Source organism: Brevundimonas albigilva, from assembly GCF_023503965.1.
Taxonomy (GTDB): domain Bacteria; phylum Pseudomonadota; class Alphaproteobacteria; order Caulobacterales; family Caulobacteraceae; genus Brevundimonas; species Brevundimonas albigilva.
The window spans coordinates 784,418-803,893 of record NZ_CP097298.1; the positions used below are offsets into that span (position 1 = coordinate 784,418).

The 19,476-nt window shown below is 70.1% G+C and carries 18 protein-coding genes, 2 tRNA genes and 6 pseudogenes; 9 read left to right on the forward strand and 17 right to left on the reverse strand.

Going from position 1 to position 19,476, the window contains the following annotated elements:
* The first annotated feature begins 219 nt into the window (after positions 1 to 219).
* From MU852_RS04190 to MU852_RS04195, 3 genes are read left to right on the forward strand one after another with little or no spacing between them, the layout of a single operon-like run.
* A complete protein-coding gene (locus MU852_RS04190; RefSeq protein ID WP_249751156.1) occupies positions 220 to 534 on the forward strand; it encodes a thermonuclease family protein in 315 nt (104 codons plus the stop codon).
* On the forward strand, positions 531 to 647 hold the full coding sequence (locus tag MU852_RS18140; protein WP_430641188.1) for a hypothetical protein: 117 nt from the start codon (positions 531 to 533) through the stop codon (positions 645 to 647). The genes MU852_RS04190 and MU852_RS18140 overlap by 4 nt, the downstream gene beginning before the upstream one ends.
* Positions 644 to 871 carry a hypothetical protein gene (locus MU852_RS04195; protein WP_249751157.1) on the forward strand — a complete coding sequence of 76 codons (228 nt, stop codon included), beginning with the start codon at positions 644 to 646 and terminating at the stop codon, positions 869 to 871. Before MU852_RS18140 ends, MU852_RS04195 begins: the two co-directional genes overlap by 4 nt.
* Before the next feature lie 293 nt (positions 872 to 1,164).
* Here MU852_RS04195 and MU852_RS04200 read toward each other — a convergent pair.
* The 14 genes and pseudogenes from MU852_RS04200 to MU852_RS04265 all read right to left on the reverse strand — a co-directional run bounded on the left by MU852_RS04200 (position 1,165) and on the right by MU852_RS04265 (position 11,606).
* Positions 1,165 to 1,241, reverse strand: a tRNA-Arg gene (locus tag MU852_RS04200).
* 193 nt (positions 1,242 to 1,434) lie between these two features.
* Positions 1,435 to 1,845, reverse strand: coding sequence for a hypothetical protein (locus tag MU852_RS04205; protein ID WP_249751158.1), 411 nt, complete (start codon positions 1,843 to 1,845; stop codon positions 1,435 to 1,437).
* A 57-nt stretch (positions 1,846 to 1,902) separates the two neighbouring features.
* Entirely contained in the window at positions 1,903 to 2,490 is a 588-nt protein-coding gene (locus MU852_RS04210; RefSeq protein WP_249751159.1) for a response regulator, read from the reverse strand.
* Between the two features lies 1 nt (position 2,491).
* Positions 2,492 to 2,830, reverse strand: a complete 339-nt coding sequence (locus MU852_RS04215; protein WP_249752008.1) for a hypothetical protein — start codon at positions 2,828 to 2,830, stop codon at positions 2,492 to 2,494.
* Positions 2,830 to 3,371 (reverse strand): annotated as a pseudogene (locus MU852_RS04220) (chemotaxis protein CheD). Before MU852_RS04220 ends, MU852_RS04215 begins: the two are co-directional and overlap by 1 nt.
* The gene (locus tag MU852_RS04225) at positions 3,368 to 3,757 is read right to left on the reverse strand and encodes a response regulator (protein ID WP_249751160.1); all 390 of its coding nucleotides are present in this window, start codon (positions 3,755 to 3,757) and stop codon (positions 3,368 to 3,370) included. Before MU852_RS04225 ends, MU852_RS04220 begins: the two are co-directional and overlap by 4 nt.
* 17 nt (positions 3,758 to 3,774) lie before the next feature.
* The gene (locus MU852_RS04230) at positions 3,775 to 4,809 is read right to left on the reverse strand and encodes a protein-glutamate methylesterase/protein-glutamine glutaminase (RefSeq protein ID WP_249751161.1); all 1,035 of its coding nucleotides are present in this window, start codon (positions 4,807 to 4,809) and stop codon (positions 3,775 to 3,777) included.
* Positions 4,806 to 5,667: pseudogene (locus MU852_RS04235) on the reverse strand (CheR family methyltransferase). The gene MU852_RS04230 and the pseudogene MU852_RS04235 overlap by 4 nt, the downstream one beginning before the upstream one ends.
* Positions 5,664 to 6,118, reverse strand: a pseudogene (locus MU852_RS04240) (chemotaxis protein CheW). Before MU852_RS04240 ends, MU852_RS04235 begins: the two co-directional pseudogenes overlap by 4 nt.
* Positions 6,119 to 6,120: 2 nt before the next feature.
* Positions 6,121 to 8,292, reverse strand: a complete 2,172-nt coding sequence (locus tag MU852_RS04245; RefSeq protein ID WP_249751162.1) for a chemotaxis protein CheA — start codon at positions 8,290 to 8,292, stop codon at positions 6,121 to 6,123.
* A 27-nt stretch (positions 8,293 to 8,319) separates the two neighbouring features.
* On the reverse strand, positions 8,320 to 8,682 hold the full coding sequence (locus tag MU852_RS04250; RefSeq protein WP_249751854.1) for a response regulator: 363 nt from the start codon (positions 8,680 to 8,682) through the stop codon (positions 8,320 to 8,322).
* Between the two features lie 105 nt (positions 8,683 to 8,787).
* Positions 8,788 to 8,967, reverse strand: a pseudogene (locus tag MU852_RS17700) (STAS domain-containing protein); the annotation flags it as partial.
* The gene (locus tag MU852_RS04260) at positions 8,888 to 10,888 is read right to left on the reverse strand and encodes a methyl-accepting chemotaxis protein (RefSeq protein WP_347342336.1); all 2,001 of its coding nucleotides are present in this window, start codon (positions 10,886 to 10,888) and stop codon (positions 8,888 to 8,890) included. The gene MU852_RS04260 and the pseudogene MU852_RS17700, both read right to left, overlap by 80 nt.
* 49 nt (positions 10,889 to 10,937) lie before the next feature.
* Positions 10,938 to 11,606 (reverse strand): TorF family putative porin, encoded by a 669-nt coding sequence (locus MU852_RS04265; RefSeq protein ID WP_249751163.1) that lies wholly within the window; start codon positions 11,604 to 11,606, stop codon positions 10,938 to 10,940.
* Positions 11,607 to 11,957: 351 nt separating this feature from the next.
* Here MU852_RS04265 and MU852_RS04270 point away from each other — a divergent pair, with 351 nt between their 5' ends.
* The 5 genes and pseudogenes from MU852_RS04270 (at position 11,958) to MU852_RS04290 (ending at position 16,716) form a co-directional block, all read left to right on the forward strand.
* Entirely contained in the window at positions 11,958 to 12,467 is a 510-nt protein-coding gene (locus MU852_RS04270) for a PAS domain-containing protein (protein ID WP_249751164.1), read from the forward strand.
* A gap of 23 nt (positions 12,468 to 12,490) precedes the next feature.
* Positions 12,491 to 13,315, forward strand: a complete 825-nt coding sequence (locus tag MU852_RS04275; protein WP_249751165.1) for a sensor histidine kinase — start codon at positions 12,491 to 12,493, stop codon at positions 13,313 to 13,315.
* A 78-nt stretch (positions 13,316 to 13,393) separates the two neighbouring features.
* Positions 13,394 to 13,924: a response regulator gene (locus MU852_RS04280; protein WP_249751855.1), complete on the forward strand. Its 531-nt coding sequence runs from the start codon at positions 13,394 to 13,396 to the stop codon at positions 13,922 to 13,924.
* 34 nt (positions 13,925 to 13,958) lie between these two features.
* A pseudogene (locus MU852_RS04285) lies at positions 13,959 to 16,444 on the forward strand (helicase-related protein).
* Positions 16,441 to 16,716: an RNA-binding S4 domain-containing protein gene (locus MU852_RS04290; RefSeq protein ID WP_249751166.1), complete on the forward strand. Its 276-nt coding sequence runs from the start codon at positions 16,441 to 16,443 to the stop codon at positions 16,714 to 16,716. Before MU852_RS04285 ends, MU852_RS04290 begins: the two are co-directional and overlap by 4 nt.
* Here the strand turns inward: MU852_RS04290 and MU852_RS04295 are convergent.
* Positions 16,706 to 17,332 (reverse strand): YceI family protein, encoded by a 627-nt coding sequence (locus tag MU852_RS04295; protein ID WP_249751167.1) that lies wholly within the window; start codon positions 17,330 to 17,332, stop codon positions 16,706 to 16,708. The two genes, MU852_RS04290 and MU852_RS04295, sit on opposite strands and share 11 nt — an antisense overlap.
* A 174-nt stretch (positions 17,333 to 17,506) precedes the next feature.
* Here MU852_RS04295 and fdxA point away from each other — a divergent pair.
* Positions 17,507 to 17,847 (forward strand): annotated as a pseudogene (gene fdxA, locus MU852_RS04300) (ferredoxin FdxA).
* Between the two features lie 11 nt (positions 17,848 to 17,858).
* Here the strand turns inward: fdxA and MU852_RS04305 are convergent.
* Both MU852_RS04305 and MU852_RS04310 read right to left on the reverse strand, forming a co-directional pair.
* Positions 17,859 to 17,945: transfer RNA gene (locus MU852_RS04305), tRNA-Leu, on the reverse strand.
* 46 nt (positions 17,946 to 17,991) lie between these two features.
* Entirely contained in the window at positions 17,992 to 19,437 is a 1,446-nt protein-coding gene (locus MU852_RS04310; protein ID WP_249751168.1) for a M20/M25/M40 family metallo-hydrolase, read from the reverse strand.
* Between the last annotated feature and the right edge of the window lie 39 nt (positions 19,438 to 19,476).

The window sequence follows — 19,476 nt, forward strand, 5'->3', positions numbered from 1 at the left end:
TCATGCGACTAAGGGGGAAGCCTGTCGGGCGGCCCGCGCCATCCTGCGCTGGACGACGGACGATTTGGCGAAGGCGAGCGGGGTTGCGACCTCGACCATCAACCGGCTTGAGAACGACCAACCGTCGCGCGTCGGGACGGAGCAAAAGCTAATCGAGACATTCGCCGCGAACGGCGTCGAGATACTGAACGGCGACGCCCCAGGCGCACGGGTGAAGGCGTGACGCGAGCGGCCTTCGGGTGCGCCATCCTTCTGGTCGCGGGATGCACGGCACCAGCCCTGACCGACGCCGCCCCGGTGGTCGCGCAAATCCGCATCATCGACGGCGACACGTTCGAGATTGACGGCGAGGTGGTCAGGATCGCGAACATAGACACGCCGGAGAAGGGCCGCCGGGCAAAGTGCTTTGCAGAGGCCCGCTTAGCCGACGCCGCGACGGAAGCCCTGGAGGCACACGCGGCCGATTGGCGAACCTCGCCCCCGATCTGGAGCGCCAAGGACGGGACCGCTACGGCCGGACGCTCGCCCTTGTGAAGTCGCACGGGCAGGACGTAGGCGCGGCGATGATCGAGAGCGGACACGCCGTCGCCTGGACCGGACGCCGGTTCCGGTGGTGCGAAGCCCAGGCAAGGGAGCCCAGCCAATGAAAGCCCTAGACCTTGCCCTGAGAGGGTCAGCTGCAATCGCCGCCCTGGCCTTTGCCGGAGTGGCTGTCGTCGGGGCCTTCGCCCTCACGATCCGAACGGAACCCGCTGGGCTGGGGGTGGTCTATCGGGAAAACGTGCTGACTGGCCGGGCGGAGTTCTGTTCCGCCGCCTATGGCTGCAAGCCGGTGGTTCGCCAGCGCTTCCCCGGCCGCCTCGTTCAGTGAAGTTAGGCCTGCATCGGATCCAGTGTCCGACGTGCGCGCGGGTGCTGGATATGCGCTCGCTCGCCCAGGTGCTGGCCCATGAGGACGCCTGCCCGAAGCCACCGCCTCCCCGCCGGGGTTTTGCGAACTGTACGCGCGCCCGCGCGAGGCCCTGAGTTTCGGCGTCAGTACGCGCGCGAGCTTGGAAAACTAGCCAACGACCAGACGCGGACTCGATCCCGTCTGAAAATGTCCCCAGCGTGTCCCCAGCGCATCACGCCCCGGAAGGGGTCTAGCTAACTCATTGAAAAGTATGGCGACCCCGGGAGGACTCCAACCTCCGACCTCGGCTTTAGGAAAGCCTTGCTCTATGCAGCTGAGCTACGGGGCCACGGGCACGCACCTAGCGTCCGGGGGCGCCGGGTAAAGGGCCGCGGCGGACGGGCCCGGCGCTTTCGCTAAATCGCTTGTGCCCGCGCGGCTTCGGCACACAAGATGTGGCGGTGAACAAAGATCGAATCACGGCGTGTCGCTGATTCGGTCCTGATTCGTTTCGCCCCTGTTCCGCCGGATGTGAACCGTCGTTAACCGGCGCGCCCAGCGTGTTCGCGCACCGCCTTCAAACCGTCCAGAAGCTGCACGGCCGCCGGCGAACGCTCGGCGGGGGCCAGCAGAATGAGAGACAGGGCGCGGACGTGGACCTCGACCGCGGGCCAGCGCCAGGTTCCGGCGGCCTCCATATGACTGGCCGTCTCGCACAGGCTGTAGGCGGCCTCGTAGAACGGGTCGATGGACAGCAGGCCCGCGATGTCCACCAGCGCGGACGACAGGGCGTAGACCTCGGCTTCGGCGCCGGGCGAACGCGCCGCGCACAGCGCCGCCAGCCGATCCACGTCGCCCGCCAGAAGGCCCAGCGCGTGCTCCCTTTGCCCATCAAGGTTGGCCTGGGCGCGCGACAGCAACTCCGCGGCGGTCGACCCGCCGGGACGTGACATTGTACTGGAGCGACGTCGCGACCTTCCGGATGCGCGTCGGCCGCGGCGTGGCCGGGGTCACAGGCTGACCCGCGCGGGTTTCATCATCATGTCGATCTCCGATTGATCCATGTTGCCGCCGACGGGTTCCCCCAGGTCGCCCGTCAGGTCGCCGTCGCGCCGACCGTCCTGGCCGGGCGGCGGGCCATAGCAGCGCACCCGGCGATCCGGGCCGATATAGACGTCGGAGTCGACGAAGGCGCGCTCCTCGGTCCCCAGCCACTGGATTCGCTTCAACAGGACGCCGGGCGTCAGGGGCTTGGCCAGGATGAAGCTGGCGCCGGCGTCGCGGCCGCCTTCCACCCGCGACTTGGCGGCGTGGCCCAGGATCAGGATGGCGGGGGTGTATCGCACCGCATTGGGCGCCTCGCGCCGGAGCCAGCGCACGAAGTCGTACCCGTCCATCTCCGGCATGATGCAATCGACGAGGATGAGGTCGACCTGCCGACGCTGCAGGGCCTCCACGGCCGCCCGGGCCGAGGTGCACTTCACCTGCTCCTTGACGCCGAAGCCCTGGACCACCGACGCGAGCAGTTCCAGCGACGCGGGCTGGTCATCGACCAACATCACGCTGGTCTGGGCCAGATTGATCTTGTCCGTGCTCATGTCAGAAAAGCTGCAATTCTCCCGTTGCGCGGGTCGGGCGGGGTTCGGCGGTCCCCTCGCCCAATCGCGCGGCCAGGTCGGCCAAGGGCAGGTTCATGATCGCGTCCTTCGGCGGGACCCCCTGGCCCAGCCGGGCCAGCACCGTGGCCAGCGCGTCCAGGGTCTGGGAAAGCGCATCGAGGCCCTGCGCTTCCACGACCGTCCGGGCGCGTTCGGCCGCGGGCGCGTGGCACGCCAGTCGCGCGACCAACGCCTCGACACGCTGGACCTCCTGGCGCGCGCGCGCCATTTCCTCGGCCAGATCGCCCAGCAGCGCGTGATGGTCGGGCGGCGCGCTCATCAGAACAGCTCCAGCGCCCCGGTCTCGACCGGAGGCGCGACGGCGCCGGCCGCGGCGCCACGGTGTCGGTCACGGCGCGCTGAAGGGCGCGGCCGCTGACGGGCCAGTAGTGGAGGCGCCGCCCGCCGTCGCCGCGCAGGCTGCCGCCCACGACCGGAATGCCCTCGTCACGCAGGAAGCGTTCGGCGAAGTCGGCGTTGGTGCGGCCCACGTCGCGCAGGCTGTCGAACATGCGGCCGCCGCCGAACAGCTTGGCCTGGAGCCGGTCGCGTCGGCCGCCGGCCTTCAGGACGTCGTTGATCAAAAGCTCCATCGCATAGGCGCCGTAGCGCCGGCCCGCGTCGGTTCCCGCCCCAGCCCCTTCCGGCAGCAGGAAGTGGTTCATCCCCCCGACCCCCGCGTACGGGTCGCGCAGGCACATGGCGACGCACGAGCCCAGGATGGTGCTGAGCACGACATTGGGATCGGACGTGACGTGGTGCTCGCCCTGACCGACGTGAACGCGCTTTTCCACGCTCTCTCTCAGGGCGGCGAAACTCATGTCAGGGCGCCGAACACGGCTTCCAGCTTGCCTTTCAGCTGGGCCACGGTGAAGGGCTTGACCAGGTAGTTGTTAACGCCGAACTGCACGGCGCGCTGCACCAGTTCGCGGTCGGCGCGGCCGGTCAGCATGATGAAGGCGGTCTTGGACGTCGGCGGGTGCGCCCGCATCGCGCGCAGCAGGCCCAGCCCGTCCAGATTGGGCATGTTGTAGTCCGAGATGACCAGGTGCGCGGGCTTGGCGATCAGTTCGCGCAGGGCGATCTCGCCATCGGCCGCCTCGCGGATCTCGCGCACGCCCAGTTGCTGCAGACTGGTCCGCACCAAGGAGCGCATGGTCATCTGATCGTCGACGACCAGGCAGTGAAGTGAGGCGGCGGCCGGCATGGACTACGCTCCCGAAATCAGGCGACGGACCGTGCGGCCGGATCGGCGCACAGCTCAAGAATGGCGGAGGACAGGCGGTGCAGCGGAAGTTGCCGCTCGACGCCGCCCAGTTCGAAGGCGGCCTTGGGCATGCCATAGACCACGCTGGTGGCCTCGTCCTGTCCCAGGGTGCGGGCCCCGGCCTCGCGCATGGCCAGCAGGCCGCGCGCGCCGTCCTTGCCCATGCCGGTCAGGATCACCCCGGTCATGGGCCGGCCCAGGCGGGCGACCGACTGGAACATCACGTCGACCGAGGGGCGGTGGCCGTTGACGGGCTCGCCGGCGGTCAGGCGGCAGGACGGCGTCAGGCCGGGCGCGACCTCCAGGTGGGCGACCCCGCCGGGGGCGACATAGACATGGCCGGGCTGCAACGGCGCGCCCTCCCGCGCCTCGGCGACGACGGGCGCGCAGACGCGGTCCAGGCGTGCGGCGAAGCTGGCGGTGAAGGTCGCCGGCATGTGCTGGGTGACGACCGTGGCCGGGCAGTCGGCGGGAAAGCCGCCCAGAATGGTCAGCAGCGCCTCGACCCCGCCCGTCGACGACCCGATGGCCAGCACGTGGCGCGGGTCGGCGCGATAGGCGCTGGGGGCGGCCTCGGCGGCGGGGGCGTCTCCCCTCGCCCGCACGCGCGAACGGGCTGCGGTCTTCACCTTGCCGATCAGATCGCGGAAGGCCTCGGGCGTGGCCGAGGCCGGCTTGGCCACGGCGTCGACCGCGCCGATCTCCAGCGCCGCCAGGGTCACGTCGGTGCCCGCCGCCGTCAGGGTGGAGACCATGACCACCGGCATGGGCCGCAGCCGCATGATCTTTTCCAGGAACTCCAGCCCGTTCATGTTGGGCATCTCGACATCCAGCGTCAGGACGTCGGGGTTCAGCGCCTTGATCGCGGCCCGCGCCTCGATCGGATCGGCGGCGGAGCCCACCACCTCGATCTCCGGGTCCGAACGCAGGGCCGCTGCGATCAGGTTGCGCATCGTCAGGCTGTCGTCGACGACCAGGACCTTGACCGTCATGGGCGACCTCCCAGGCGATAGGTCGTCAGACCCGCGGTGTGCAGTTGCGCCGCGGCGGGGCCGCTGACCCGCTCGGAATGGCCGATGTAGAGGGTGGCGCCCGGCGTCATGATCGGGGTGAAGCGGCTCCACACCCGCTCCTGGGTCGCGTCGTCGAAATAGATCACCACGTTGCGGCAGAAGATGACGTCGAAACGGCCGCGCATCGGCCAGTCGCCGATCAGGTTCAGCTCGCGAAACGCCGTCAGCCGCTTCAGCTGCGCGCCCGCGACCCACTGGCCGCGGTCCGCCCGGTCGAAATACCTGCGCCACAGGGTGGCCGGCGCGGGCTCCAGCGCCTCTTCGGAATAGACCCCGGCGTGGCCCTGGGCGACCATGTTGGGGTCGATGTCGGTCGCCAGGATGCGTACGTCCAGGTCCGCCGCCTCGGGCAGGACCGACAGGACCGTCAGCGCCATCGAATAGGGCTCCTGGCCGTTGGAGCAGGCCGCCGACCACAGGCGCACCCGCCCCCGCCCGCGCACGCTCGGCCAGCGCCGGCATGACGCGTTCGCGCAGGTCGTCGAAGTGGTGCGGCTCGCGATAGAAGCGGGTGACGTTGGTGGTCAGGGCGGCCGTCATCGCCTGGCGCTCGTCCAGCCCCTCGACGCCCTCCACCAGGGCGCAGTATTCGCGGAAGCTGCGCAGCCCCAGCGTCCGCAGCCGCTTGGCCAGGCGGGAATAGACCAGCGCGGCCTTGCCCTCGTTCAGGGCGATGCCCGCGTGGGCGTGCAGCATCTGGGCGATCTGGCGGAAATCCTCGGCGGTGAAGACGAACTCGCCCTCGACCAGGGATCCCCGCCCGGCGGCGGGCGTCATGCGGCCTCGGCCTCTCGTTCCGGCAGGACGTGGTCCAGTTCGATCAGGCTGATCATGCGGCCGTCGATCGAGAAGATGCCCTTGACGAAGGACTTGACGTGCTCGCTGGCCACGTCGGGCGTGGGTTGAACGGCGGCGTCGTTCATCTGCAGGATGTCGGAGACGGCGTCGACCAGCAGACGACGGTGCGACCGCCGATGTGGGCCACCATGATGACGTGACGCGCGGTCGGTTCGGTCGTGGGCAGGCCGAACCGCGCGCCCAGGTCGATGATCGGCAGCACCGTGCCGCGCAGGTTGATCACGCCCTTCATGTAGCCGGGCGAACGCGGCAGGGGCGTCGCCGGGGTCCAGCCCCGGATCTCCCGCACCGACATGATGTCGACGCAGAACTCCTGGGCGCCGATGCGGAAGGCGATCAGTTCGCGTTGGGTGTCGTTGGCTTCGGTCATGATCAGCTCGCGAGCTTCAGTTCGGAACGGGCGCCGGTGCGGCGGATGGCGACCAGGGCGTCGACATCCAGGATCAGGGCGACCCGGCCGTCGCCCAGGATGGTGGCGGCGGCGACGCCCTCCACCTGCTGGTAGTTGGATTCCAGGCTCTTGATGACGACCTGGCGCTGACCCTGAATGGCGTCCAGCAGCAGGGCGGCGCGCTGGCCGGACTCGGTCTCGACGATGACGGCGATCCCCTGGGTCGGGTCCATCGGCGTCTCGTTGAAGCCCATCGCCACCGCCACGTCGACCAGCGGCACGAAGGCCTCGCGGAACCGGATCACGGGGTCCAGGCCGCCGACGTAGTGGATGTCCGTCGGCTGGGGCGTCAGGCTCTCGACGATGGCCGGCAGCGGCGCGATCAGCGTCTGGTCGGCGGCGGTCGTCACCATGCCGTCCAGCACCGCCAGCGTCAGCGGCAGGCTGAGCGTGAAGGTCGAGCCCCGGCCCGGGACCGAACTGATCGAGATGCGGCCGCCCAGCGCCTGGATCGAGCGCTTGACGACATCCATGCCGACCCCGCGGCCGGAGATGTCGGACACGACCGCGGCAGTCGAAAAGCCGGGCAGGAAGATCAGGTTGTCGACCTGCTCGTCGCTCAGCAGGGCGTCGGCGGCGATCAGGCCCTTGTCCACGGCGATCTTGCGCACGCGCTCGCGGTTGATGCCCCGGCCGTCGTCGGCGATCTCGATGACGATCCGGCCCGAGCGATGCAGGGCCGCAAGGCGCACCGTGCCCTCGGCCGGCTTGCCGGCGGCCACGCGCTCCTCGGGCGTCTCCAGCCCGTGGTCGATGGCGTTGCGCAGCATGTGGGTGATCGGTTCGGCCAGGCGTTCGACCACGGTCTTGTCGACCTCGGTGTCCTCGCCCGTCGTGACCAGACGGACCTGTTTTGAGACCATGTCGGCGACCTCGCGCACCAGGCGCGGCATCCGCTGGAACACCGACTTCACCGGCTGGGCGCGGATGGCCATGACGCTGTCCTGGATCTCGCGCGTCAACAGTTCCAGATCTTCGAGACCCAGCGCCACGCCGGACGAGCGCGCCAGGCCGCTTTCCAGTACGCGCTGGGACAGCATGGCCTGCTGGATGACCAGTTCGCCGACGGCGTTGATCAGGCGGTCCACCCGGTCCAGATCGACCCGGATGGTCACCGGCGCGACGGCGGCTGAAGGCGCGGCGGCGGCGGCGGCCGGCGCAGGCGTTGCGGGAACGGCGGCCGCCTCCGGAGCGGGCGCAGGTGGCGGCGCCGCGTCGACGGGGGCCGGGGCCTGGGCCTTGGCCAGCAGGGCGGCGATGTCCAGGTCGTCGCTGGCGGGCGGGACGACCGGCGCCTCGTCCAGGAAAGCCAGCTCCGGGCCGGTCTCGCCCTCGCCCATGGGTGTGATGCTCAGTTCGCAGTCGGCCTCGACGAAGTCGAACACGTCGCGCACCGCCGCCTCGTCCACCGCAGCCCTCAGCTCGACCGTCCAGGTCAGCCGGCCTTCCTCGACGGCCAGGGCGTCCAGCGCCGGCAGGTCGCCCTCGTCCAGCGACACCACGGTCGGCCCCAGGCGTCCCAGTTCGCGCAGCAGCAGCCCGGTTTCATTGGCGCTGGCGTACATCCGCCCGTGCGGCTTGAAGACGATGCGCCAGCCGGTCGCCGCCTCGATCGTCGGCGGCGCGTCCAGGGGCATGTCGAACGCCATCGGGGTGAAGCCGAAGTCGTCGTCTTCGTCCTCCATCGCCGGGATCGGCGCCGCGCCGCCGTGCGTCAGCATCTCCAGTTCGGCCACCAAGGCGGCGGAACGGGCCTGGTCCACCGGCGCGGCCAGTCCCTGCGCGGCCTGCACATGGTCGGCCAGCACGTCGGAGGCGCGCAGCAGCGTCTTGATCGTGACCGGGTCGCACGGTTTGCGCCCGGCGCGCAGTTCGTCCATCAGCGTCTCGAAGACGTGGGCGAACCGCACCAGGTCGTCCAGGCCGAACGCCCCGGCCCCGCCCTTGACCGAATGCACGGCCCGGAACACGGCGTTGATCGTTTCCAGATCGGTCTGGCCCTGCTCCAGCAGCATCAGCTTCTGCTCCAGGTCCGCGAGCAGTTCGTCGCATTCCTGGAAGAAGGTGGCCTTGATGGCTTCGAAAGCGTCCATGAGGCGCGGTCCGACCGATCTGTAGGGTTAAGCCGCCACGCGGCGCACGGCGTCGACCAGCTTGACCGGGTCGAACGGCTTGACGATCCAGCCGGTGGCGCCGGCGCGCGCGCGCGCCTTCTTGTCGGCGTCGCTTTCGGTGGTGAGCACCAGCACGGGCGTCGTCCGATGGTTCGGATCGGCGCGCAGGCCCTCGATGAAGCCGAAGCCGTCCATGCGCGGCATGTTGATGTCGGTGATGACCACGTCGGCGCCCTTGGCCGCCAGGGTCTCCAGCCCGTCCACGCCGTCCACGGCCTGGATCACGGTGTAGCCCGCATCCTGCAGCGCCAGCAGCAGCATGTCGCGCATGGTGCGGGAATCGTCGACGGTCAGAACGGTCTTGCTCACGCCAGCCCCCTCGGTGTTGAACGCGGGCGCGCCGAAGGCGGCCCATTGGTCGGCGAAAGATTGCGACACAGACCCTAACCTCAGGTTGACGCCATCCGCCTGCCAGGTGCGGCGCGCCGACAGAAGGACCTGCAGGCACAGGCCGCCCAGGCGATCGACGGACGCGCCGTCGATCGTCAGGTCGGCGCCGCGACGCGCCATCAGTTCAGCCTTCAGCGGTTCGGCCGCGTTCAGGTCCAGAACCGGCGCAAGCGTGAGCGACGCGGTCATCAGAACTCCTCCCATCCGTCTTCGACCAGGGCGGTCTCGGTTTTGGGGCGGCGCCGCCGCGTCCCAGGGTCTTGAGGGCCTGGATCATGCGGCCCGAGCGGGCGGGCTCGGCCGGGCGGACCGGAGCGGCGGGCGCCGGTCGGGCGGGGACGGCGCGCGCGGCCGGGGCCCGCGCCGTTTCGCCGACGCGGAACTGGGCCACCGACGCCTGCAGCGCCTCGGCCTCCTGGGCCAGCGAATGGCTGGCGGCGGTCGACTGCTCGACCATGGCGGCGTTCTGCTGGGTCACCTGGTCCATCTGGTTCACCGCCGTATTGACCTGGGCCAGGCCCACGGCCTGCTCCTGGGCCGAGGCGGCGATCTCGGAGACCAGGCCGTCGATCTCGGCGACCCGGTCGACGATCCGCTGCAGCGCCTCGCCGGTCTGGCCGACCAGGCGCACGCCCGAACCGACCTGGCCGGTGGAGGCCGAGATCAGGGTCTTGATCTCCTTGGCCGCTTCCGCCGAGCGCTGGGCCAGGGCCCGCACCTCGGACGCGACGACCGCGAAGCCGCGGCCGGCCTCGCCCGCGCGGGCGGCCTCGACCCCCGCGTTCAGGGCCAGCAGGTTGGTCTGGAAGGCGATCTCGTCGATCACGCCGATGATCTGGTTGATCTGGGCCGAGGACTGTTCGATCTGGGTCATGGCCTGGACCGCGTCGCGCACGATCACGCCCGAGGTCTCGGCGTCGCCGCGTGCAGCCTGGACCACGTCCGAGGCCTGGCGGGCGCCCGAGGCGGTCTTGTTCACCGTGGCGGTGATCTGGTCCAGGGCGGCGGCGGTCTCCTCGAGGCTGGCCGCCTGCTGCTCGGTGCGGCGCGACAGGTCGTCGGCGGCCTGCGAGATCTCGCCGGCGCCCGAACGGATCGCCGAGACATTGGACACCACCACCGACACCGCCTGCTGAAGCTGGGCGATCGCCGAGTTGAAGTCTGTCTTCAGCTGTTCGGCGCGCGGGGCCACGTCGGCGGTGAAGCGGTGCGTCAGGTCCCCGTTGGCCATGGCCGACAGCCCTTCCGCCAGGGCGGTGATGGCGATCCGGTCCTCTTCGGCCGCGCGGGCCTTCTCCGCCTCGTTGGCCGTACGCTCCTGTTCCGACAGCGAACGCTGGGCCACCGCCTCGGCCTCGACGCGCACCTTGTCGACCGCGGCGTCGCGGAAGGCCACGATGGCCTTGCCCATCTGGCCGAACTCGTCCTTGCGGTTCGCGCTGGCGACAGTGATGGCGGTGTCGCCGCCCATCAGCTTCTTCATGTAGCCGATCATGACGCCGATCGGCTGCACGATGGCGCGCGTCGCCACCCACCCGGCGGCCAGGGCGATGGCCAAGGTGGCGATCAGGCCGACGATCATCGCCACGACGGCCGCCTTGCTCGCTGCATCCTGCGCCGCGCGCGCGGCTTCCAGGTGGGTCATGCTGTCGGCCTTCAGCTTGTCGAGCTCGGCCTCGACCGGAGCGACAAAGCTGTCTGAGACGCCGTCGCGGCGCGCCAGCGCCAGGGCCTCGGCGCCCCGCCCCGCCGCGATCAGGGCCTTGGCCTGCCCCACGACGTTCTGGTGCCAGACGTCGGCGGCCTCCTCCGCCTTGGAGGCGGGGCCCTCGCGACCGGCCGGCAACTCGCCCGCCAGTTCTTCCAGCTTGGCCCTGAAGTTGGCGCGGTGCGCCTCGATGCGCTCCAGATAGTAGCCGTCGCCCGTGACCAGGTAGCCGCGGAAGCTGTTCTCCTGACGCGCCATGTAGAATTCGGCCGCGGCCGTCGCCTGGTTGATCTTGTTTTCCAGGCTGCGATCCTCGCCGGCGCGGGTCAGCGCCATGAGGTTCACCCCCACGACGACGCCCATGACGGCGATCGCCGCCAAGACCGTGGCGAAGGCCACGAAGAGCTTGCGCCCCACGGTCAGATCATCAATCCACTTCAACTCGGTTCCCCCGTTTACAGCGCGGTCAGAAAGAATAGGTCGCGGCGGCCACCAGGCGGCCGTCGTAGTTGTCGCCCAGGTCGAGGCTGTCGGTGTCGTACCAGCGCAGGTCCAGCGCCAGGGCGTCGGTCAGCTTGTGCTTCACGCCGGCGTTCCAGGCGCGATAGTCGGCCCCGCCGTCGGCGGACCGGTCGGCGATCGCCGCCGAGGCCTTGGTGCGCGGGCCGGCCGAAACCGTCCCCTGCAGTTCGACCCACCAGGCTTCCTTGGTGGCGGCGAAGCCGTCAGGCGAATAGTTGACGCGCAGGCGCGTGGCGACCGGACCCAGCTTGCGGGATGCGTCGGCCTGGTACTCCCAGTAATTCGAATCGACCCCCGCCCGCGTTCCGGGCAGGTCACGGTTCATCACGCCCAGGTCGAAGGTGAAGCCGGCCGCGCGCGGCCGCCAACCCGCCATGGAGACGATCTCGGAATCGAAGCCCTGGGCGCCGCTGGCGCTGGAAACGAAGACGTTGGCGTAGAGACCGCCCTGCTCGATCTCGACCTTGGCGAACGGGGCGACGTCCTCGCCGCTCTTGCCCAGGCCCTTGCCGACATATTGACTGGCCACGCCGACATCGACGCCGACGGATTGAGCGTGCGCTCCGCCCGCCAGGGCCGCGATCGAAACAAGGGCGAGAGGAAGGCGACGCAATTGGGGAGTCATTTCAAACCTTGGAGAGTGCATTCTGCTCTCCAAGAATGAGGCGAGGATTAATACCGTTCGTGAACCAAGGCCTACGTAGCATTCCCTAGCTTCGCCGTGGCGCAGAGGCCTGACTGAAATACGTATTTGCCCGTATCGCCGCGGCTGCTATAGGAATTCCGGCAAATTCGTGGCGGGGAGGCCTCGGGGATGCTCTCTCCCAGCGAAGATCAGGCATGATCGGGTTGGCGGCCATGGCGCGCGACGTGCGCCAGGGGCCACGAACCGACGCGCGCGCACGCCCGACCTGGGTGCGGCGAGATCTGCGTCGCCGGCCTGGCCATTGCGGCCGCGGTCGCCTTGCGGACCGTTCTGGAAACCTTCGGGGACTTCTACTATCTGCCCATGATCCCGGCGGTCATGGCGACCGCGCTTCTGGCCGATCGGCAGGCCGTCGCCCTGGCGATCCTGCTCAGCACCGGCTTCAACCTGGTCGTGGTGCATCGCCTGAACGTCGTGGACGCCGCCGTCAACGCCGCGCTGTTCGCCGTGGTGGCGTGGGGCATCGCGGAAGTGTGCCAGCGCCTGATCGAAGCCTTGGCGCGCGCCCAGGATCTGGCGCGGAACCTGACCGTGCGTCAGGCCCTGCTGGACGCCATCCTGGGCTCCACGCCGGTCGTCACCGTGGACCGCGCGGGAACCGTCCGTCGGATCACCCCGGCGGCGGCGGGCCTGTTGGGCGAGGATCCGGACGCCGTCACGGGCCGACCCTTCGCGGACTGGGTCGCCGCCTTCGACCTTGAAACCCTGTCCGCGCTCGAAGGCGGGGACGACTGGGCACGCCGCCGGATGGCCACTGGACGGCGGTGAAGGCGAACGGCGACGTCGTTCCCATGACCCTCCAGGCCGCCCTTCTGCCGGACCAGGCCGCGCCCGAGCACATCGTGGTGTCCCTGGCCGACCAGGGCGAATCCGAGGCGGCGCGCAAACGAGCGCGCGACCTGCAGACGCAACTCGAGCAGGTCTGGCGCCTGAACTCGCTGGGACAGATGGCCGCGACCCTGGCGCACGAGCTGAACCAGCCCCTGACGGCCGCCGCCGTCTATCTTCACGCCGGCCACGCCGATGTGGTCCGCTCCGGACCCCTGGGCGACAGCGCGGGGCGCAACCTGGACCTGGCCAAGACCCAGATCCTGAGAGCCGGCGAGATCATCCGGCGGATGCGCGACCTGATCGCCACCGGCAGCCGCAGTTTCAGCCGGGAACACGTGCAATCGATGATCGACGACCTGTCCCCCGTCTTCTCCCTGATCAGCCGCGACTCCGACGTGCCGATCCGCTGCGAGATCGACGCCGACGACCTTGTCGTCGCGGACCGCGTTCAGGTTCAGCAGGCGTTGACCAATCTGGTGCGCAACGCGGTCGACGCCGTCGGCGGCCAGTCGGGCGGCGCCGTCGCGGTGACGGGGCGCTCCTTCGGCGTGGAAGGCTATGAATTGACGGTCGAGGACAATGGACCCGGCATTCCCGAAGCAGAGCGGGCTCATGTCTTCCAGCCGATGGCCACGACCAAGTCGGGCGGCATGGGCCTTGGCCTGTCCGTCACCCGCGCCATCGTCGAAAGCCACGGCGGCCAGCTGATCGTCGGGCGAAGCGCCCAGGGCGGCGCCGCCTTCTCGTTCCGCCTTCCCCGCACCCTGGAGGCCGCCGCCGCATGACGCCCCATTCCGTCTTCGTCATAGACGACGACTCGCGCCACGCGTGATGCGCTGCTGACCTTCCTTCGCGGCGCCGGCCTGCGCGCCCGGGCCTTCGCCGACGGCCAGGACTTCCTCGACCACCTGCCCGAAGACACGACGGCGTGCGTGCTGACGGACGTGCGCATGCCCCATCTCGACGGTGTGGAACTGGTCAGGCGGCTGCGAGACCTGCGCGGCCATCGTTGGCCGGTGATCGTCATGACGGGCCACGCCGACGTGCCGCTGGCGGTCCAGATGATGAAGGCGGGCGTCGTGGACTTCATCGAAAAACCCTTCGAGCCCAATCGCATCCTCGATTCCGTGCGGGGCTGCATCAACGCATTGGCCAGCCTGAGGCCCGAGATTGAGGCGCGCGAGGCCGCCGCCGCCCGGCTGGCGACCCTGACGCCGCGCGAACGGCAGGTGTTCGACGCCCTGATCCGGGGCCGCTCCAACAAGGAGATCGCGCTGGACCTGGACATCAGTCCACGCACCGTCGAAATCTTCCGCGCCAAGGTGATGCAGAAGATGCAGGCCGACAGCCTGTCGGCCCTGGTCCGCATGGGATTGCGCATCGGCGACGCTTGAGCCCGGACGCGATCGTCGCCACCTTGTCGGGATCATGAGCGACCGTGCCGCAGGCCTGGCCCCTTCCCGCGTCACCGCGGTCCTGGGCCCCACCAACACCGGCAAGACCCACCTGGCGGTCGAGCGGATGCTGGGTCACGCCTCGGGCATGATCGGCCTGCCGCTGCGCCTGCTGGCGCGCGAGATCTACGAGCGGATCGTCCGCCAGAGGGCGCCGCCGCCGTCGCCCTGATCACCGGCGAGGAGAAGATCGTCCCGCCCCGCCCGCACTATTTCGTCTGCACGGTCGAGGCCATGCCGATGGAGCGGGCGGTCGAATTCCTGGCCGTCGACGAGATCCAGCTGGTCGCCGACCCCGAGCGGGGCCATGTCTTCACCCAGCGGCTGCTGCACGCGCGCGGCCGGTTCGAGACCATGTTCCTGGGCGCCGGCACGATGGAGCCGCTGATCCGGCGGCTGGTTCCGGATGTGGAGATAGTCACGCGCGACCGGCTGTCCACCCTGTCCTACGCCGGATCCAAGAAGCTGACCCGCCTGCCCCGCCGCAGCGCCATCGTCGCCTTCTCCACCGAGCGGGTCTATGCGATCGCCGAGCTGATCCGGCGCCAGCGCGGCGGCGCGGCCGTGGTCATGGGCAGCCTGTCGCCCCGCACCCGCAACGCCCAGGTGGCCCTTTATCAGTCGGGCGAAGTGGACTTCCTGGTCGCCACCGACGCCATCGGCATGGGGCTGAACATGGACGTGGACCATGTCGCCTTCGCCGGCCTCAGGAAGTTCGACGGCCGCCGCACCCGCTGGCTGCACGCCCACGAGATCGGCCAGATCGCCGGCCGCGCCGGCCGCCACCTGCGCGACGGGACCTTCGGCGTCACCGCCGAGGCGGAAGACCTGGACGCGGACCTGGTCGAGCAGGTGGTCGAACACCATTTCGAGCCGGTTCCGGCGGCCGAATGGCGCAACGCCCGACTGGACTTCGACACCCTGCCCGACCTGCTTCGCTCCCTGACCGTGACGCCGGAACGGGCCGGACTGTCCCTGACGGCCGAGGCGCTGGACGAGACCCTGCTGCGCCGCCTGATGAAAGACGAGACGATCGCCCGCATCGGTCGCTCGCGCGGGGCGGTCATGCGCCTTTGGGAGGCGTGCCAGTTGCCGGACTTCCAGAAGACGACCCTGGACGAGCACGCCCGTCTGGCCAAGGACGTCTTCACCGCCCTGACCGGCAAACGCGGCCGGCTGACCGACGACTGGATGGCGCCCCGTTTCGCCGAGGTCGATCGCGACGACGGCCAGATCGACCAGTTGTCCGCGCGGCTGTCGGCCGTGCGCACCCTGTCCTACATCGCCAACCGGCCCGACTGGGTCCATGACGCGCAAGGCTGGCGCGACCGCACGCGCGCGCTGGAGGACAGACTGTCGGACGTCCTGCACGAACGGCTGACCGCCCGCTTCGTGGACCGGCGCACCACCGCCCTGATGCGGGCGCTGAACGTGCGCGAAGACACCTTCGCCGGCGTCGCGGACGATGGCGAGGTGACGATCGAGGGGCAGGCGGTCGGGCGGCTGGAAGGCGTCCGCTTCCAGATGGAGAAGGGCGCGTCGGCCCTGGAGGACCGCACCCTGCGCCAGGCGGCCGTCCGCGCCGTCACGCCCGAGATCAGCCGTCGCCTGGGGCGGCTGGCCGCGGACGCCGACGACGCCTTCGCCGTCCTGGCCGATGGGGCGGTCCTTTGGCGCGGCGTCCTGACCGCCCAGGTCCAGTCGACCGCCGAAGGGACGGACCCCTTCTCGCCCTCGGTGCGCCTGTTGGGCGAGCTTGGCCCCACGCCCGCGCGCGAGCGCGCGCGGCGCCGCATCGAGGCCTGGCTGGCGGCCGAGGCCGGGCGGGCGCTGCGCGACCTGCGACGGCTGAGGCAGGCGGTGGAGAGCGGCGCGCTGAAGGGCCTGCCGCGCGGGATCGCCTTTCGCCTGATCGAGGCGGGCGGCCTGATCGACCGACGCGACGTCGAACGCGACCTGGCCGCCCTCAGCCAGGCCGAGCGCCGCGCCTTGCGAAGCTTCGCCATCCGCGTGGGCGTCCATTCCGTTTGGCTGCCGGGGGCGATGAAGCCCCGCGCCCGCCATTTCGCCCAGGCCTTCCTGGCGCCGCCGCTGATCGCCGCGACGCCGGACCTGATCCCGGCGCCGACGCCGCCGCCCTCCCCGCGCCGGCTCTCCGCCCACGGCCTGCGCAAGGCCGGCCGGTGGCTGGTGCAGACGGAGACGCTGGAGAAGATGGCCGAACTGCGCGCCGCCGGGCATGGACGCCTCTCGGACGCCGCCCTGGTCGAACTGGGCTGGAGCGCCGACCAGGCCCGGCAGGTGATCGCCGCGCTGAAAACCGTGCGCGCCCAGATGCCCGACAAGGCCGGCCGGGCGCCGCCGATCCCGCACTCCCCCTTCGCCGCCCTGGCGGCGCTGACCGAAGCGCCCGCCGCGCCGCGAAAGCCGCGCCGGCCGCGCCGCAAGGCCCGCGCTTGAGCGAGACCTGTCGCATCGACGTCTGGCTGTGGCGCGCGCGCTTTCTGAAGACGCGCGGACTGGCGGCGGCCTTCGTCGAGGGGGGCGCGGTGCGGCTGACGCACAACGGCGTCCAGGTGCGGCTCGACAAGCCCAGCCGCGCCGTTCGAACCGGCGATCTTCTGACCTTCGCCCGCAACGGGCAGGTCACGACCCTGCGCGTCGAGGCGCTGGGGGAACGGCGCGGGCCCGCCGAGGAGGCCCGCGCCCTCTATTCGCTCGTCACGACTTGATGACGAACTCGCCTTCAATGTGCAGCGCGACCTCGTCCGACACCGCCGGCAGCGCATAGCTGATCCCGAAATCGGAGCGCTTGATCGTCGCTTCGCCGTCGAAGCCGGCCTTGTAGGCGCCCATGGCCGTGCCGGCCTGGTTGAACTCGACCTCGATCGTCACGGGCTTGGTCACGCCGCGCAGGGTCAGGTCGCCGACCACCGTGGCCTCGTTGGGATCGTCGGCGTCCACCGTCACCGAGCGGGACACGAAGGTGGCGGTCGGGTGGTTGGCGGTGTCGAAGAAGTCGGCCGTCTGCAGGTGACGCTTCAGCGCATCGTCGTTCGGCGCCACATCCGTCAGCGGGATGGTGGCTGTCAGGGTGCTGGCCGAGGGATTGGCCGGGTCCAGCGTCAGTTCGGCCTTCACGTTGACGAACTGGCCGACGTACTTGGAGAAGCCCAGGTGGTCGACCGACCAGGTGATCTTGCCGTGGCCGCTGTCCAGCTCATAGGCGCCGGCGCGGACCTCGGCCGGGTTCTGCGTCAGGGCGGCCTGGGCGACCACCGCGCCGCCTGCGCCGAGGCTGAGGGCCACGGCGCCGGCGAGGGCGTATTTCAGGAAGGGAGCGCGCATGGATATGCCTCGTGTCTGACGATTGAAATGCAATCGATACAGTTGCGAATAAGCCTCGCGGTTGTCAAGCCGTCTTGCGAACGCCTCTCGGCTTATACCCCGATGTTGACAGTTGGTTGCACGGCCGCCATGTCGCAGGCCTCCCGCCAGCAACCTCGACCGTCCGACCGCCCAATGACCTACATCGTCACCGACGCCTGCGTGAAATGTAAGTTCATGGACTGCGTCGAGGTGTGTCCGGTCGACTGCTTCTACGAAGGCGAGAACTTCCTGGTCATCGCGCCCGACGAATGCATCGACTGCGGCGTGTGCGAACCCGAATGCCCCGTCGACGCCATCGTCCCGGACACCGAGGACGAGCCCGACGGCAAGTGGCTCCAGATCAACGCCGAATACGCCAAGACCTGGCCCAACATCACCGTCAAGGGCACGCCCCCGCCGACCGCGAACAATATGAACGCGAGACCGGCAAGTACGAAAAGTACTTCAGCCCCAAGCCCGGCAAGGGCTCCTGATTTCATCGGCCTGGTGCGGGCGGCCGGGGTCGAACCGGCAAGGGCTTGCGCCCGACGGATTTTAAGTCCGTTGCGTCTACCAGTTTCGCCACGCCCGCGATCCGGCGCGTCTGTATAGCCAGACGCGCCGGACGGGCAAAGGCGTCAGTGTGCGGCGTCGGGCGAGGCGTCGGCGGGACGCATGGCGCGGAAGTCGACGTCGGAATCCGCGATCAGCCAGACCAGGGCGGCCCAGGCCGCGACGTTCTGGGTCAGCTGCGCCGGGTCGATCTTGTCCAGGGTGTCGTTGGCGGTGTGGTGCAGGTCGAAATAGCGCGTCCCGTCCTGGGCCAGGCCGAAGAAGGGCACGCCCAGCGGCCCCATGGGCCCGATATCGACCCCGCCCTCGGTCTCCACCTGACGCGAGGCCAGGACGCCGATGGGATAGAGGACCCGGTTCGCGGCCTTCTGGAAGTCAGACCCTTGCGCGCCCGCGGGCAGACGCAGGGCGTAAACCCGGTCCGCGCCGAAATCGCTCTCGCCGGCGATGATGTGCGTGTCCAGCGCCGCGCCCTGATTGCGGGCATAGACCCCGCCGCCGTTGCCGGTCTCGCGCGTCGGCTGCGCCACTTCCTCGGACCCGTACAGCACGACGCGGATGGTGCGCGCCGGGCGCCGGCCGCTGTCGGCGATGGCCTTGGCCGCCGCCAGGGTGATGGCGCCGCCTGCCGCGTCGTCGATCGCCCCGGTGCCCAGGTCCCAGCTGTCCATGTGGGAGCCCAGCACGATCACCTCGTCCGGCCGCGCTGCGCCCGGCAGGTCGCCGATCACGTTCTGGCTGTGGGTCTCGTAGGTGCGCGCGGTCGAGGTCAGACGCAGACGCACAGGCTCGCCCATCGCCACCAGCCGGCTGACCTGGTCGGCGTCGGGCGCCGCCAGGGCGAAGGACGGTATGGTCGGCTTTCCGTCGACGTACTGGGTGGTGCCGGTGTGGGGCAGACGGTTCTCGTCCGAGCCGACCGAGCGAAGAATGAAGGCGGCCGCGCCCTTGGCCGCCGCCACGCCCGGCCCGGCGCCGCGCACCCGCGTCTGCGGCCCATAGCCCGAGCCATCCTGCATCGGCCGCATCTGGCCGAAATCGACATAGGCGATCTTGCCGCGAAGCGACCCCTCGGGCGCGGCCTGCAGGTCCTCCAGCGAGGTGAAGCGCACCACCTCGCCCTCGATCCCGCCCCGCGGCGTGGCCGGCGAATGGCCCAGCGCCGCCAGGGCCAGGACCTGGGGATGCGCGCCCAGGACCTCCCCGCTGCTTTGCCCCCGCTCCCAGCCGACCAGCGGGAATTCCTCGATCCGCACATTCTGGAACCCGTGGGCGCGCATGTAGTCGGCGGCCCAGGCGGCGGCCTGCTGCTCGGCGCGCGACCCCGCCGGCAGGGCCCCGAAACGGGTGGTCACCTGGGTCACATAATCCAGGGCGATGTTGGAGCGCATCGCCTGGTCGCGAATGACGACGGCCTGGGCCTCGACGGCGGCGTCCTGCGCCGCCGCGGGCGATGCGCAGACGGCGAGGAAGAGCGCGGCTGCGCTCACGGACAACAGGCGAAGGGACATCGGCGGCTCCGGGACGAAACGAAAGAGCCTGGACCCTAG

Bases quoted from the DNA above. Each gene is read 5' to 3' on its own strand.
- MU852_RS04225 (WP_249751160.1), bottom strand. From the start codon at position 3,757: ATGCCGGCCGCCGCCTCACTTCACTGCCTGGTCGTCGACGATCAGATG.
- MU852_RS04245 (WP_249751162.1), bottom strand. From the start codon at position 8,292: ATGGACGCTTTCGAAGCCATCAAGGCCACCTTCTTCCAGGAATGCGAC.
- MU852_RS04215 (WP_249752008.1), bottom strand. From the start codon at position 2,830: ATGAGCGCGCCGCCCGACCATCACGCGCTGCTGGGCGATCTGGCCGAG.
- MU852_RS04230 (WP_249751161.1), bottom strand. From the start codon at position 4,809: ATGACGGTCAAGGTCCTGGTCGTCGACGACAGCCTGACGATGCGCAAC.
- MU852_RS04210 (WP_249751159.1), bottom strand. From the start codon at position 2,490: ATGAGCACGGACAAGATCAATCTGGCCCAGACCAGCGTGATGTTGGTC.
- MU852_RS04295 (WP_249751167.1), bottom strand. From the start codon at position 17,332: ATGCGCGCTCCCTTCCTGAAATACGCCCTCGCCGGCGCCGTGGCCCTC.
- MU852_RS04195 (WP_249751157.1), top strand. From the start codon at position 644: ATGAAAGCCCTAGACCTTGCCCTGAGAGGGTCAGCTGCAATCGCCGCC.
- MU852_RS04205 (WP_249751158.1), bottom strand. From the start codon at position 1,845: ATGTCACGTCCCGGCGGGTCGACCGCCGCGGAGTTGCTGTCGCGCGCC.
- MU852_RS04275 (WP_249751165.1), top strand. From the start codon at position 12,491: ATGACCCTCCAGGCCGCCCTTCTGCCGGACCAGGCCGCGCCCGAGCAC.
- MU852_RS04310 (WP_249751168.1), bottom strand. From the start codon at position 19,437: ATGTCCCTTCGCCTGTTGTCCGTGAGCGCAGCCGCGCTCTTCCTCGCC.